Raw genomic sequence first — 13,936 nt, 5'->3', positions numbered from 1 at the left:
ATGCTCAGCCCCGGCGTCCAGCTCGGCAACCGCTACCGCCTCGACGAGCGGATCGCCAGCGGCGGCATGGGTGACGTCTGGCGCGGCACCGACCAGGTGCTCGGCCGGACGGTCGCGGTCAAGAGCCTGCTTCCCGCGCTGCTCGACGACCCCGACTTCGCCGAGCGGTTCCGAGGCGAGGCCCGGACCATGGCGACCATCAACCATCCCGGCGTGGTGGACGTCTACGACTTCGGCAACGACCAGCAGATCGCCTTCCTGGTGATGGAGTACGTCGAGGGCGACGCCCTGTCGTCCACGCTGAGCCGGGTCGGTCGGCTCACCCCGGCCCGGACGATGGCGCTTGTCGCGCAGGCCGCCGACGCGCTGCACGCCGCGCATGAGAAGGGCATCGTGCACCGCGACGTGAAGCCGGGCAACCTGCTGGTCCGGCCGAACGGCACGCTGGTGCTGACCGACTTCGGCATCGCCCGCTCCGACATCGTCGGCCAGCTCACCGCCGCCGGCTCGGTGCTCGGCACCGCCTCGTACATCTCTCCCGAGCAGGCCACCGGTCAGGTGGCCACCCCGGCGTCCGACGTGTACGCGCTCGGCGTGGTCGCCTACCAGTGCCTCGCCGGGCGGCGACCGTTCGAGGGCGACAACCCGCTCGACATCGCCATGCGGCACGTCCGGGAAACACCCCGGCCGCTGCCGTCCGACATCCCGCCGCAGGTCCGGGCAGTGGTGGAACGGGCGCTGGCCAAGGATCCGGCCGCCCGCTGGCCGAGTGCCGCCGCCCTCGCCGGAGTGGCCCGCCAGCTCAAGGCCGCGCTGTCCCAGCAGGCCCGGGCCGGCGGTCACACCGGCCCGGTCTCCGGTGCGCCGTCCTCACCCGCCGCTCCCGGCCGGGCCCAGGTGCCGCAGGCGCAGCAGCTCCGCCCGCCGAACGCCCCGCACCGGCAGCCTCCCGTCGGGCAGCGCCCGACGACTGTCGCGCCGGCCCAGCAGCCCCGCCCCACAGCTGTCGCACCGGCCGTACCGCACGCGCGCCCGCCGGTCGCCCCGGCCGGCTACCCGCGCGGCGCCGCGGCGGTGCCGCCGGCACAGACCCGGCAGGAACAGCCACCGGCGTACGCCCGGCAGGCCGTCCCGGGGCTGCCGGCGCCCGAGCCGCGTCGGTCCCGGCCCGGGATGGTGCTCCTCGCCATCCTGCTGGCCTTACTGGTCCTGCTCTGCTCCGGCGTGATTTCCTACAACCTGCGGAAGCAGTCGCAGACCGGTGCGTCCGGGGCGTCGGCTTCACAGACCGTGACGTCCGGCGCGCTGCGGCTCGACGGACGCGACGATGCGACCCGGACGTCGTACCGTCGTGAGGTACGACTCCGGCCGGGTGACGGCGGGACGACGACGAGCGAAGGACGACAGACGCGATGACAGCGCAGGCCCGCCTGCTCGGTGGCAGGTACCAGGTCGGCGAGCTGCTCGGCTATGGCGGCATGGCCGAGGTGCACCGCGGTCGCGACCTCCGGCTCGGTCGGGACGTCGCGATCAAGATGCTCCGCACCGACCTCGCCCGGGACGCGACGTTCCAGATGCGGTTCCGCCGGGAGGCGCAGAACGCCGCATCGCTCAACCACCCGGCGATCGTGGCGGTCTACGACACCGGCGAGGAGACCGCGCCGACCGGCGAGACGCTGCCCTTCATCGTCATGGAGTTCGTCAACGGGCGGACGTTGAAGGAGGTCCTCGGGGCCGAGGGCCGGTTGCAGCCCCGCCGTGCGCTGGAGATCTGCGCCGACATGTGCGCGGCGCTGGAGTTCAGCCACCGGCACGGCATCATTCACCGGGACATCAAGCCGGGCAACGTCATGCTCACCCAGACCGGCCAGGTCAAGGTGATGGACTTCGGCATCGCCCGGGCGCTGGCCAGCGGCGCGACCACCATGACGCAGACCAGCGCGGTGATCGGCACGGCCCAGTACCTGTCACCGGAGCAGGCGCGCGGTGAGGCCGTGGACGCCCGCTCCGATGTGTACGCGGCCGGCTGTGTCCTGTTCGAGCTGGTCTGCGGGCACCCGCCGTTCGTCGGGGACAGCCCGGTAAGCGTCGCGTACCAGCACGTGCGGGAGACTCCGCCGACGCCGAGCGACATCAACCCGGACGTCACCCCGGCGGTCGACGCGATCGTGCTCAAGGCGCTGTCCAAGAACCCGCTCAACCGCTACCAGAGCGCCGGCGAGATGCGGGCCGACCTGCTGCGCGCCGCCGCCGGCCGGCCGGTGCTGGCCACTCCGGTGCTGCGCGAGGCCGAGACGGTGGCGATGGCCCCGGCCGGCGGCGGTGGCGGCTACCCGCCCGCCGCCACCGGGCCGCAGACCCGGCAGATCCCGGCCCGGGTCGGCGATCCGCGCCAGCGCAAGGCGTCCTCCTGGCTGATCGCCCTGTTCAGCGCGGTCGGCGTGCTGGCGGTGATCGCCCTGGTCGCCGCCCTGCTGTGGAGTCAGCAGCAGGACAAGGACCTGAAGTCGGTGCCCACCCTCGCCGGAAAGACACGGGACGCCGCGTTCACCGACATCACCAGAGCCGGCCTCAATCCGGTGGTCGGCGAGCCGGTTCTGAACAGCACCTGCGCCGAGGGCACGGTGGTCGGCCAGAACCCGCAGCCGAACGCTCGACTGAAGGAGGCCAGCACGGTCACCATTCAGCTCTGCGGCGGCAAGCCCGAGGTGGCCGTCCCGACCGGCCTCAAGGGCAGCAAGGAGGAGAGCGCCGTCGCCCGCCTCGAGGAGGCGAAGCTCGACTACACGGTCAAGCCGGTCGACAGCCCGGAGAGCGAGGGCATCGTCGTCAAGGTCAACCCGCCGGAGGGTCAGAAGGTCCCCGAGGGCACGAAGGTGACCCTCGAGGTGTCGAAGGGCAATGTCCGTGAGGTGCCGGACGTCGTCGGGCTGAGCGAGGACGAGGCCACCCGCACCCTGCGCAACGCCGGCTTCGTGGTGAACGTCCAGGATGGCCCCGATGTGCCGGCGGCCCAGGCCGGCAAGGTCACCGACCAGAGCCCGAACGGCAAGGAGAAGAAGCCGAGCGGCACCAGGGTGACCATCAAGGTGAGCCAGCCGGAGGTCGTGGAGGAGACGCCCAGTCCGTCGGTGACGCCGACGCCCACACCGAGCGGCACGCCAACGACGCCGGGCATCGGTGGTGGCTCCGGCCAGCCGATCTTCCCGCCGCCGGTCCGACTTCCCGAGGAGTAGCCGTCCCCGCCTGGGTGCGGAGCCTCCGGCCGGGCTCCGCCGTCGATCGTCCGAGGACGGGCCGGTGGCGTCGGCATCTGCTGCGCGGGGTTGCCCTGGGCGTGGTCGTGCTTGTCCTGAGCAGCGTCCCGTGGCTGTGGACGACGTTCGGAGCGCGCGGGCACACCTACGGCGAAGCGGACGCTCCCGCCGCCGACGTCGTGATCGTCCTGGGTACGGCGGTGACGGCTGACGGGCGGCAGCCGGGCGAACGGCTCGTCGGCCGCCTGGAGACCGCCGCCGAGCTGGTGCGTACCGGGCGGGCCCGGGTCGTGCTGGTCTCCGGTGACGGGGGTGGCACGTCCGGCGACGAGCCGACGGTGATGACCGCGTATCTGACCGAGAAGCTCGGCGTGGATCCCCGGCGGGTGGTGGCGGACCCGTTCGGCCTGGACACGTACGACAGCTGCGCCCGCGCGAGAGACGTGTACGGCGTCCAGCGGGCTCTGGTCGTGACGCAGTCCTATCACCTGTCCCGGGCGGTCACGCTCTGTCGGCACCTCGGCCTCAATGTCGACGGGGTCACCGCTCGATGCGATGGTTGCGGGCCCGGCCTGCTCGTCCGCAAGGCCGTTCGCGACTACTTCGCCAGCGGCAAGGCGGCCTGGGACGCGTTCCGGGGCCGGCCGCCCGCGGTCCGGTCGTCGGTGAGCCCCGCCGTGCGGGACGCCCTGCGAAGCTGACCGGCCGGTGCGGGTCTACGCCGTGGCGAAGGCGGCTCGGCGGCGGGCGTCGACCTCGGCGGCCAGCGCGGGGGCGCGCTCCAGCGCCTCCGGGTGACCGCAACCGGCCAGCCAGTTGGCGAGCATCAGGTGGCCGCCCTCGGTGAGCACCGACTCCGGGTGGAACTGCACGCCCTCGATGGGCAGCGTCCGGTGCCGCATCGCCATCACCACACCGGAGCCGGTCCAGCCGGTGACCTCCAGCTCGTCGGGCAGCGTCTCGGGGAGCACGGCGAGCGAGTGGTAGCGGGTGGCGGTGAAGGGGTCGGGTAGGCCGGCGAGCACGCCGACCGAGTGGTGCCGCACCTCGGAGGTCTTGCCGTGCAGCAACTCAGGGGCCCGGGTCACGGTCGCCCCGAACGCCTCGCCGATGGCCTGGTGGCCGAGGCAGACGCCGAAGATCGGCAGCTCGCCCGCGTACTCCCGGATGACGTCCAGGCAGATGCCGGCCCGGTCGGGGCTGCCCGGTCCGGGTGAGAGCAGGATGCCGGCCGCGCCCACCCGGCCGACCTCGGCGACGTCGATCTCGTCGTTGCGGCGGACGTCGCAGTCCACGCCGAGCTGGCCCAGGTACTGCACCAGGTTGAAGACGAACGAGTCGTAGTTGTCGATCACCAGGACGCGCATGGTCACCTGCTCGGAGTGGACGGCGCGGGATTGTTCTGGTCGGTGTCGTACGGCAGCTCGTGCTCGTCACCGGCCGGAGTCTCCCCGGTCACCGCGTCTCCGCCGCCCGGCTCCCCCGGAACGCCGGAGTCCTGGGTGACCTGCACGTCGTCGAAGGGCAGCAGCGGCTCGGCCCACGGGAAGGCCACGTACCAGAGCAGGGCCACCGTGGCGGCCGCGAGCAGCACCGAACCGACCAGCTTGCCGGCCAGGCCGAACGGGAGCTTACGCCAGATGAAGGCGTACATCGGGTCAGCCTCCCAGCTCCGTCGGGCGGCCCGCCGACTTGGGCTGTGTCCGGTCCAGCTCGGCGTGGATGATCAGGCGCTGGTAGTTGTCGAACTTGGGATTGCAGGTGGTCAGCGTGAGCATCCGCTTGGTCGGCTTCTTGTTCGGTTCGCCGGGCACCGGGGCCACCACCTCGACCTGCGTGGGCTTCACGATGCGGGTCCGCGCCACCCGGTAGATGTACCAGTCGGTCTTGCCCTCGACCACGATCGCGTCGCCCTCGTCCAGCTCGTCCAACCGCCAGAAGGTGGCCCGGTTGCGGTGACCCGCCACGGAGAAGTTGCCGACCTGACCAGGCAGTGCGCTGGTCGGGTAGTGACCCGGGGCGTATCGGATGTCTTGCTGCGTGACGCCCTCGACCACCACCCAGTTCTTGTCGAGCTTGGGGATGTAGAGGCCCGCGATCGGCTTGCCGTGCACCGGCGGGGACGGCTTGACGCTCGGGGTGGCCGACGGGGCGACCGTGGGGTCGTCGGTCGCGCCGCCCCATTCCTGGGCGAGTTGGCTGTTGAGGTCGTTCTGGTGGGCGTCGACGATGGCCGACTTGCCCCACACCTCGTAGCCGGCGAAGAGCAGCACGACCAGGCCGAAGGTGATCAGCACCTCGCCGGTGACCCGGATGCCGGTCCGCAGCCGGGAGCCCAACGACGGGCGGGTGAGCTCCGAGTAGACGCTCTTGTAGCCCTCGCCGGTCTGGTGCGGCCGGAGTTGGACCACCTGCTCGCCCCGACGGGGTCGGGGAGGCTCGCCGGCGCTGTCGTCCGCGCCGGCCGGCTCATCCGGCGTCGATGTACGGGGGACGGCGCCCATCAGCGCCGTGGCGTCCATGGCCGGAGGCCGGGTTGCCGGACCGGACGGTACGGCGGGGATGAGGGCTGTGGCGTTCGGGTCGGCGGGGCGGCCCGGCCCGGCTGGAGAGACCGGGGCACCCGCCGCGCTGGTCGGGCGTGCGGGACCCGCGCCAACCTTCGGGATGAACGCGGTCGGCGCATCGCCGCCGGACTGGGTCGCGCCGCTCGGAGGAGTCGAGGCGCCGGACGGGCCGCCGGCGGTCGCCGGGCGGGTCGGCGCGGTGCCGGGGGCTGGGCCGCGCGCGTGGTCGTTGCCCGGGGCGGCCGGCCGGACCGGCCCCTGCGCGGGGGACGCGGTCGGTCGGCCGGGAGCGGCGGCGGGGGGCTGGCCGGACCCGCCGCGTGGAGACGAGCCGGGCGCTGCGGCACCCGGCCAGGGCGGCGGTGCCGCCGGGCTCGGGTGGTGTGGAGCGCGCTGCGGGTCCGGTCGGCCGGCGCTGGGCGGGGCAGGGTGCTCGGCGCGCGGGCCGGCGGCGCTCGGCGGCTCGGGAGCTTCCGCCGGACGCGGTGCCCGTGGCCGGCCGGGTAGCACGGGCTCGGGCCAGTTGCCGGTCCGAGCCCGGCCCGGCGTCGGCTCGGGCCGCTCCGGAGTCGGCTCGGGTCGGTCGACCTTGGGCAGGAAGGCGGTCGGGTCGTCGGCCTGGTCCCGGTGTCGCCCGTCGCGGCGTTCGTCCGGGCTGCTCACCTGGGCACCGTCGCCGAGCGCAGCGCGGTCGAGTCCTCGAAGGCCTTGATGGTCACCGTGGAGACGGACTCCTTGTAGCCGAGTTGATAGTCGTCGACTGCGTCCTTGAACAACCGGACTCCCTCAGAGCTGGCGAGGGCCTGCTGGAGGGCAGCGGGATCGCCGATTGCTACGATCTTGAACGGTGGGGAGTACACCCGCCCATGGAGCAGCAGGGTGTTACCGACGCAGCGTACCGCGCTGGTTGCGAGCACGCGGACGTTCATGATTGACATGGCCTCCGCTCCACCCGCCCAGAGTGCGTTGACCACGGCCTGTACGTCGCCCTGGTGCACGACCAGGTCGTCGTTGGTGGCGTCGGTGTGGGCCTCGTCGTCGTGTTGGGGCGCGTCGTTCAGCTCGACAGTCACGGCCGTGCCGGTGACGGCGGTGAACCCGGCCGCCTTGAGGCTGCCCTGGGCCCGGGCCTGCTGGGCCTTGATTGGGGCGTCCGAGCCGGCAAGTGTGTCGGTGCGTTGCTGGACCTCGTCGCGCAGGGTGGCAGCGCGGCGTTCGCTCGCCTCGACCTGCTGCTCGCGCTCCTCGATGAGCTGGTTGAGCTGGGGCCGCCGGTCCTCGCGTAGAGCGGTGCCGCCCGCCGTGGTCGCGGTGGTGGTGAAGAGCAGCCCCGCTGCGGCGGCGATCAGGGGCACCCCGATCGACCAGCCTGGTCGCCGTTGGCGTGGCCGCCGGGGCAGCAGCCCGGCGACGGCCCGTCGGAGGGCCTTTTGCCAGGAGGCGGCGCCGGATGTGTACTCCACCGAGCGTTCCTTCCGCGTGTCGGGGACCGGTTCGTACCGGCCGGGCCGGTGATGCGAACAGTCCCGCCCTTTTCGGTCACTCCATGTACCTGCCTGACCCCATTCGTGGTCCAGGCGGCCGTTCGGGACTACGCTAGCTGTCGAACATTATTGGCCATGAACCGTCGCCTCCGCGTCCGGTTGTCAGGCCGGACGAGGTCGTCACCCCCTCTGGAGAGCGCCGTGCCCAAGTCTCAGGTCCGCAAGAAGAAGGTGTACACCCCGCCGACGGACGTCCGTCCGACGACGACGGCGGCGTCGCGCAAGCCTAGCCCGGTGTGGCTGCCGATCACCGCGGTCGCCCTGATCGTCGCGGGCATCGGCTGGCTGGTCGTCTACTACCTCTCCGAGCAGGAGTACCCGGTCGCCTCGTGGCAGTACTGGAACCTCGCGGTCGGCTTCGGCGCGATGGTCGCGTCGCTGGTGCTGCTCTCGCGCTGGCGCTGAGCCTCTCCCGCTGACGCCTGGCCTGGCCTGGGCGCCGCCGCGCCGAAGGATCCAGGTCACCCGCCACGCCCCTGCCCGGCGGGACCGGGCGGGGCACCCTATGGTGTCCGCAGGCAGCGTGGCCTACTGCGAGATGACTCACGTTACTGCTGGGTAACCTTGCGCGTAGGCTGCACTGCATGACCGAGCGGAGCGAGGTCATCGACCGGTCCGGTCGCAGGTGTGGCAGCGGCGCGACGCTGGCTTCGTCCTGCCCCGGTCCCGGTTGCTGAACCGCTCGACAGGCAGCAGACCGGGGAGGCCAACTCGATGGGCAGCGTCCAGATCGTCACCACGATCCTCGCGGCCGGCATCACCGCCGTGGCGGTGTGGCTGGCGGTGCGCGCGGTCATGAAGATGACGGCCGTCATCCGGCTGGGGCAACCCGCTCCGGAGCGGTTCACCGACAAGGGCGCCCGCACGAAGAAGATGCTGGTGGAGACCGCCGGCCACACCCGCATGCTCAAGTGGGGCGTGGTGGGTGCCGCGCACTGGTTCGTGATGGTCGGCTTCGTCGTGCTGTCACTGCTCGTGCTCGAGGCGTACTTCGAGGTGGTCACCCCGACCGGCGGGCTGCCGATCATCGGGCACTGGACGATCTTCGGCCTGGCCACCGAGGTCATCGGCGTGCTGGGCCTGGTCGGCATCCTGGTGCTGATGGCGATCCGGCTGCGCAACCGGCCCACCCGCCCGGGCGGTCGCTCCCGGTTCACCGGCTCGACCATGTGGCAGGGCTACTTCGTCGAGTGGATCGTGCTGCTGGTCCTGATCTTCGGGTTCGTGATCCGGGGCTTCAAGGTCGCCACCGACCACTTCGAGTACCCGGTCTGGGCCACCCCGGTCAGCCACGCCGTCGGCGCGGTGCTGCCCGACTGGCAGGACGGCGCCAGCGTCGCCGCGCTCATCAAGATCATTATCTCGATGACCTGGCTGATCGTCATCTCGCTGAACGTCACCATGGGCGTCGCCTGGCACCGGTTCCTGGCGTTCCCCAACATCTTCTTCAAGCGTGAGCCGGCCAAGCCGGCCGGCTCCGGCCTCGGCGCGCTGCGCCCGATGACGAGCCAGGGCAAGCCGCTCGACTTCGAGGAGGCCGACCCGGAGAAGGACCAGTTCGGCGTCGCCCAGGTCGAGCAGTTCACCTGGAAGGGCCTGCTGGACTTCAGCACCTGCACCGAGTGCGGCCGCTGCCAGTCGCAGTGCCCGGCCTGGAACACCGGCAAGCCGCTGTCGCCCAAGCTGCTCGTGCTGAGCCTGCGCGACCACGCGTACGCCAAGGCGCCCTACCTGCTGGCCGGTGGCGGCAAGGACCTGACCGGCGAGGAGAAGGCCACCCAGGCGCAGCTCGCGCACCTGGACGTGCTGGCCCTGGCCGAGGCCGACAAGCCGTTGATCGGCACCGCCGAGGAGGGCGGGGTCATCGATCCGGACGTGCTCTGGTCCTGCACCACCTGCGGCGCCTGCGTCGAGCAGTGCCCGGTGGACATCGAGCACGTCGACCACATCGTCGACATGCGCCGTTACCAGGTGCTGATCGAGTCGAGCTTCCCCTCCGAGGCCGGCGTGATGCTGCGCAACCTGGAGAACAAGGGCAACCCGTGGGGCGCCCCGCAGAACACCCGCGAAGACTGGACCAAGGGCCTGGACTTCGAGGTGCCCCGGGTCGGCGAGGTGGACGACTTCGAGTACCTGTTCTGGGTCGGCTGCGCCGGCGCGTTCGAGGACCGGGCCAAGAAGACCACCCGCGCCGTGGCCACCCTGCTCAACGAGGCCGGCGTGAAGTTCGCGATCCTCGGCGAGGGCGAGACCTGCTCCGGCGACCCGGCGCGACGGATCGGCAACGAGTTCGTCTTCCAGATGCTCGCCCAGCAGAACGTGGAGACGCTGAACGAGGCGTTCGAGGGCCGGGAGAAGGCCAAGCGCAAGATCGTGGCGACCTGCCCGCACTGCTTCAACACCCTGGGCAACGAGTACGGCCAGCTCGGCGGCGAGTTCGAGGTGGTCCACCACACCCAACTGCTGGCCCACCTGGTGTCCACCGGCAAGCTGACGCCGGTGCAGCCCGTCGACGGCGGCGTGACCTACCACGACCCCTGCTACCTGGGCCGGCACAACCGGATCTTCGCGGCCCCTCGCGAGGTGCTCGGGGACGCCATCGAGGGCGAGATCACCGAGATGCCGCGCAACAGCGAGCGCTCCTTCTGCTGCGGCGCCGGCGGCGCCCGGATGTGGATGGAGGAGAAGATCGGCAAGCGGATCAACGTGGACCGGGTCGAGGAGGCCATGGCCACCGGGGCGAAGACCGTTGCCGTCGGCTGCCCGTTCTGCTCGACGATGCTCAACGACGGGGTCAACGGCAAGGGTGCCGGCGAACAGGTCGAGGTGATCGACGTGGCGAGCGTCCTGCTGCGCTCGGTGAAGCCGGAGCAGCCGCGGGGCGACAAGGAGTCCGCGCCGGTCGCCGGCTGAGGCGTACCGCGAAAATCATCGGACGGCGGCGGCGCCCACGGGGTGCCGCCGCCGCGCCCGACCGGGGCCCGGCATCGCGCACCCGGCGTGGCACAATCGCGGCCGAGGTGAGACGACATCGACGGCCTGCTCTGGACCACGCTGCTGCCACTGGTCGGCTTCGTTGCGCTGACCGCCGGCAACGCGTTCTTCGTCGCGGCCGAATTCGCCCTGGTCACGGTCGATCGGGCGGAGATCGACCGCCGGGCCGCGGCCGGCGATCAGGCCGCGCTGAAGGTCCGCACCGCGCTGCGTGAGCTGTCCTTCCAGCTCTCCGGAGCGCAGCTCGGCATCACCATCACCGCGCTGCTCACCGGCTACCTGGCCGAGCCCGCCCTGGCCCGGATCTTCACCCCGCTGCTGCGCCCGGTCGCCGGGGAGAGCACCGAGCGTTTCACCCCGTTCCTGGCGCTGGCCCTGGCCACCCTCATCTCCATGCTCTTCGGCGAGCTGGTGCCCAAGAACGCGGCGCTCGCCCAACCGATGCCCGCCGCGCTGGCCACCGCCGGGCCGATGCACACCTTCTCCCGGACGTTCGGCTGGGTGATCCGGGGCCTGAACGGCTCGGCGAACCGGCTGGTCCGGGCGCTCGGCGTGGAGCCGCAGGAGGAGCTGGCCAGCGCCCGCTCACCCGAAGAGCTGGGCCTGCTGGCCGCCATCTCGGCCCGCGCGGGCGCGCTGCCCACGGACACGGCGATGCTGCTGCGCCGCACCATCCGGTTCGGCGACAAACGGGCGGCCGAGGCGATGACCCCGCGGGTCGACGTGGTCGCGCTGCGCGCCACCGCCACCGTGGCCGAGCTGCTCGAAGAGTCGCGGCGGACCGGACGGACCCGCTTCCCGGTGTACGAGGAGACCCTGGACCTGGTCACCGGTGTGGCCGGCGTGCCGGACGCGCTGGGCGTGCCGCTGGCCGCGCGGGCGTCGACCATGGTCGGGTCGGTGGCCCGGGAGCCGGTGTACGTGCCGGAGAGCCTGGACCTGGACGGCGTGCTGGCGGCGTTGAAGGCGGCCGGGGCTGACCTGGCCATCGTGGTCGACGAGTACGGCGGCACGGACGGCGTGGTGACGATCGAGGACCTGGTCGAGGAGCTGGTCGGGGAGATCGCCGACGAGTTCGATCCGGCCAGTGTGGACGACACCGGGCCGGTCGAGCTGACCGTGCCGGGCGGGGAGCGCACGGTGCTTGTCGACGGGGTGCTGCGCTCCGACGAGCTGGCCGAGCAGACGGGCTTCCGGCTGCCCGAGGGGCCGTACGAGACGCTGGCCGGCTTCCTGATGGCGCGACTGGGGCACATCCCGCTGGCCGGCGAGACCGTCGACGCGGACGGCTGGGAGTTCACCGTGGTGGAGGTGGAGCGGCACCGGATCGAGCAGGTCCGGGTGCTGCGCCCGGCGGAACCGGACACCGATGACTGAGCTGCTGGTGACCGTGCTGCTGCTGCTCGGCAACGGGTTCTTCGTGGGCAGCGAGTTCGCGCTGATCGCGTCCCGGCGGACGGTGATCGAACCGTTGGCGGTCGGCTCGAAGCGGGCCCGCTGGGCGCTGTCGGCGATGAACCAGATCCCGCTGATGATCGCCGGTGCGCAGCTCGGCATCACGGTCTGCTCGCTGGGCCTCGGCGCGATCGCCGAGCCGGCGCTGGCTCATCTGCTGGAGTCGCCGTTCCACGCGGTCGGCCTGCCCGAGCGCGCGGTGCACCCGGTGGCGTTCGTGCTCGCGCTCGGCGTCGTCGTCTTCCTGCACACGGTGGTCGGCGAGATGGTGCCGAAGAACATCACGCTGGCCGGTCCGGAGGTCTCCGCCCTCTGGCTGGGCCCAGCCATGCTGGCCTTCTGCGTGGCCACCAAGCCGTTGCTGCTGGCGATGAAGTGGGCGGCCCGCCGGGTGCTGGCGTTCTGGCGGATCGAGGCGACCGAGGCCGTGAAGACGGTGTTCACCGCCGAGGAGTTGGCCGGGCTGGTGTCGCAGGCGCGTACGGAGGGGCTGCTCGACGCCGAGGAGCACGCCCGCATCACCGGGGCCCTGGCCCTGCACACCCGGACCGCGGCGGACGCGTTGCAGCCGTGGTCGACGGTGGTCACGGTGGCCGAGGACGTCTCCCCGGCGTCGCTGGAGGTGCTGGCGACCCGGACCGGCCGGTCCCGGTTCCCGGTGGTGCAGCGGTCCACCCGGCGCGTACTGGGCTTCGTGCACGTCAAGGACGTGCTCGGGTACGCCGGGCAGGGTCGTCGGGCACCGGTGCCGGCGGAGGTCTACCGGCCGCTGGCGGTGGTGCCGCCGGAACGTACGCTGGCCGATCTGCTGCTGGCCATGCGCCGCGAACGGCGGCACATGGTGCTGGTCAGCGACGGTCGGCGTCCGCTCGGGGTGGTCACGCTCGACGATGTATTGACCGCAATCGTTGGTTAATTGACCAACACCCTTGGTGTGCAAGCGGTTGCGTGACAGTGATGGTGACTCGGCTCGCCTTGATTCCGGTCCAACGCTTCCCTAATGTGGGGCACCGACCGCTGTGGGTCGTCTGCCTCGGCCCTTCCCTCACGCGAGGCGCCCGGCGGTCGGTTGCAAAGGAGTCGGTGCCGGTGGCAACCATGCCCCCTCATCGTCACGCCCCGGGACTGTCCGCTCGGCCGGGCGGTCTACGCCGGGTCGCCCATCGTCTGCTTGTGCTGGTCGCCGCCGCTGCGGTCGGTGCCGGAATGCTCGCCGTGCCGGCGCAGGCCGAGCCCACGGTCGACGAGATCGAGGCGCAGATCGACAAGAAGTGGGAGCAGTTGGAGCCCACGATCGAGCAGTACAACAAGGTACGGGCGCAGCTCAAGGTCAACCGGAAGAAGTCGACCGACCTGCAGAAGAAGATCGAGCCGCTGGCCCTGCAGAGCGAGTTGGCGCTCAACCGGGTCGGTGACCTCGCGTCCCGCTACTACATGTCGGGCCCGTCGCAGGAGATCGGCGCGCTGCTGATCAGCGCCAAGCCGGACACCCTCACCGAGCAGCTCACCCTCCTCGACCGGCTGGCCGCGCAGGAGCGCAAGCAGGTCGAGGGCGTGCTGGCCGTGCGGGCCAAGTACGACAGCGAGAAGCAGAAGCTCGACGCGCTGATCGCCACCCAGACCAAGCAGCAGAACGAGCTGGCGGCCAAGAAGAAGCAGATCGACGCCGAGATCAAGAAGCTTGAGGCGTCGATGCCCAAGACCACGGTCAAGACCGTCGGCTGCCCGACCATCAACGGTGTGCTCGCCGTGGCCGCCCAGAAGGCGATCAAGACCGCCTGCCAGCAGGTCGGCGACCCGTACGTCTGGGGCGCCACCGGCCCGAACTCGTTCGACTGCTCGGGCCTGACCCAGTACGCGTACAAGTCGGCCGGGATCTCCCTCACCCACCACACGGGTGACCAGTGGAACGAGGGCAAGGCCGTGTCGCGCGCCGACGCCCGCCCCGGTGACCTGGTCTTCTTCTTCTCCGGCCTGAGCCATGTCGGGCTCTATCTGGGTAACAACCAGATGGTGCACGCGCCTCGTGCCGGCAAACCGGTGCAGGTGTCGAGCATCACCACCATGCCGATCGCCGGGTTCCGCCGACCCGGCTGATCCAGCGGACGCCACGAGGGCC

At 71.6% G+C, this 13,936-nt stretch carries 12 protein-coding genes; 8 read left to right on the top strand and 4 right to left on the bottom strand.

Going from position 1 to position 13,936, the window contains the following annotated elements; all coding sequences use genetic code 11:
• From ABZU53_RS01765 to ABZU53_RS01755, 3 genes are all read left to right on the top strand, one after another.
• On the top strand, positions 1–1,416 hold the full coding sequence (locus ABZU53_RS01765) for a protein kinase (protein ID WP_355063274.1): 1,416 nt from the start codon (positions 1–3) through the stop codon (positions 1,414–1,416).
• Positions 1,413–3,236 (top strand): Stk1 family PASTA domain-containing Ser/Thr kinase, encoded by a 1,824-nt coding sequence (gene pknB / locus ABZU53_RS01760; protein WP_355063272.1) that lies wholly within the window; start codon positions 1,413–1,415, stop codon positions 3,234–3,236. The genes ABZU53_RS01765 and pknB overlap by 4 nt, the downstream gene beginning before the upstream one ends.
• A gap of 101 nt (positions 3,237–3,337) precedes the next feature.
• Entirely contained in the window at positions 3,338–3,958 is a 621-nt protein-coding gene (locus ABZU53_RS01755) for an ElyC/SanA/YdcF family protein (RefSeq protein WP_355063270.1), read from the top strand.
• 15 nt (positions 3,959–3,973) lie between these two features.
• Here the strand turns inward: ABZU53_RS01755 and ABZU53_RS01750 are convergent, their stop codons facing one another.
• From ABZU53_RS01750 to ABZU53_RS01735, 4 genes are read right to left on the bottom strand one after another with little or no spacing between them, the layout of a single operon-like run.
• A complete protein-coding gene (locus ABZU53_RS01750; RefSeq protein WP_355063268.1) occupies positions 3,974–4,624 on the bottom strand; it encodes an aminodeoxychorismate/anthranilate synthase component II in 651 nt (216 codons plus the stop codon).
• A gap of 2 nt (positions 4,625–4,626) precedes the next feature.
• Entirely contained in the window at positions 4,627–4,911 is a 285-nt protein-coding gene (locus tag ABZU53_RS01745) for a hypothetical protein (protein WP_354854954.1), read from the bottom strand.
• Positions 4,912–4,915: 4 nt separating this feature from the next.
• Positions 4,916–6,487, bottom strand: a complete 1,572-nt coding sequence (locus tag ABZU53_RS01740; protein ID WP_354854956.1) for a class E sortase — start codon at positions 6,485–6,487, stop codon at positions 4,916–4,918.
• Positions 6,484–7,287 (bottom strand): DUF881 domain-containing protein, encoded by an 804-nt coding sequence (locus tag ABZU53_RS01735; protein ID WP_354854958.1) that lies wholly within the window; start codon positions 7,285–7,287, stop codon positions 6,484–6,486. The genes ABZU53_RS01740 and ABZU53_RS01735 overlap by 4 nt, the downstream gene beginning before the upstream one ends.
• A 222-nt stretch (positions 7,288–7,509) precedes the next feature.
• Here ABZU53_RS01735 and ABZU53_RS01730 point away from each other — a divergent pair, with 222 nt between their 5' ends.
• From ABZU53_RS01730 to ABZU53_RS01710, 5 genes are all read left to right on the top strand, one after another.
• The gene (locus ABZU53_RS01730) at positions 7,510–7,773 is read left to right on the top strand and encodes a cell division protein CrgA (RefSeq protein WP_007454145.1); all 264 of its coding nucleotides are present in this window, start codon (positions 7,510–7,512) and stop codon (positions 7,771–7,773) included.
• Positions 7,774–8,082: 309 nt separating this feature from the next.
• The gene (locus ABZU53_RS01725; RefSeq protein WP_355063266.1) at positions 8,083–10,281 is read left to right on the top strand and encodes a (Fe-S)-binding protein; all 2,199 of its coding nucleotides are present in this window, start codon (positions 8,083–8,085) and stop codon (positions 10,279–10,281) included.
• A gap of 144 nt (positions 10,282–10,425) precedes the next feature.
• Positions 10,426–11,739 (top strand): hemolysin family protein, encoded by a 1,314-nt coding sequence (locus ABZU53_RS01720; protein WP_355063521.1) that lies wholly within the window; start codon positions 10,426–10,428, stop codon positions 11,737–11,739.
• Positions 11,732–12,733, top strand: coding sequence for a hemolysin family protein (locus ABZU53_RS01715; RefSeq protein ID WP_355063264.1), 1,002 nt, complete (start codon positions 11,732–11,734; stop codon positions 12,731–12,733). Before ABZU53_RS01720 ends, ABZU53_RS01715 begins: the two co-directional genes overlap by 8 nt.
• A gap of 167 nt (positions 12,734–12,900) precedes the next feature.
• Positions 12,901–13,914, top strand: coding sequence for an NlpC/P60 family protein (locus tag ABZU53_RS01710; RefSeq protein ID WP_354854964.1), 1,014 nt, complete (start codon positions 12,901–12,903; stop codon positions 13,912–13,914).
• Positions 13,915–13,936 lie beyond the last annotated feature (22 nt).

The sequence above is a fragment of the Micromonospora sp. NPDC005194 genome (assembly GCF_040608335.1).
In the GTDB taxonomy this organism is placed as follows: Bacteria; Actinomycetota; Actinomycetes; order Mycobacteriales; family Micromonosporaceae; genus Micromonospora.
The sequence above is the reverse complement of the archived record's forward strand: the minus strand, read 5'-3'. Positions and strand labels throughout refer to the sequence as shown.

What these genes read in the sequence shown, in the direction of transcription:
- ABZU53_RS01765 (WP_355063274.1), top strand. Translation starts at nt 1, where the DNA reads ATGCTCAGCCCCGGCGTCCAGCTCGGCAACCGCTACCGCCTCGACGAG.
- pknB (WP_355063272.1), top strand. Translation starts at nt 1,413, where the DNA reads ATGACAGCGCAGGCCCGCCTGCTCGGTGGCAGGTACCAGGTCGGCGAG.
- ABZU53_RS01750 (WP_355063268.1), bottom strand. Translation starts at nt 4,624, where the DNA reads ATGCGCGTCCTGGTGATCGACAACTACGACTCGTTCGTCTTCAACCTG.
- ABZU53_RS01745 (WP_354854954.1), bottom strand. Translation starts at nt 4,911, where the DNA reads ATGTACGCCTTCATCTGGCGTAAGCTCCCGTTCGGCCTGGCCGGCAAG.
- ABZU53_RS01725 (WP_355063266.1), top strand. Translation starts at nt 8,083, where the DNA reads ATGGGCAGCGTCCAGATCGTCACCACGATCCTCGCGGCCGGCATCACC.
- ABZU53_RS01715 (WP_355063264.1), top strand. Translation starts at nt 11,732, where the DNA reads ATGACTGAGCTGCTGGTGACCGTGCTGCTGCTGCTCGGCAACGGGTTC.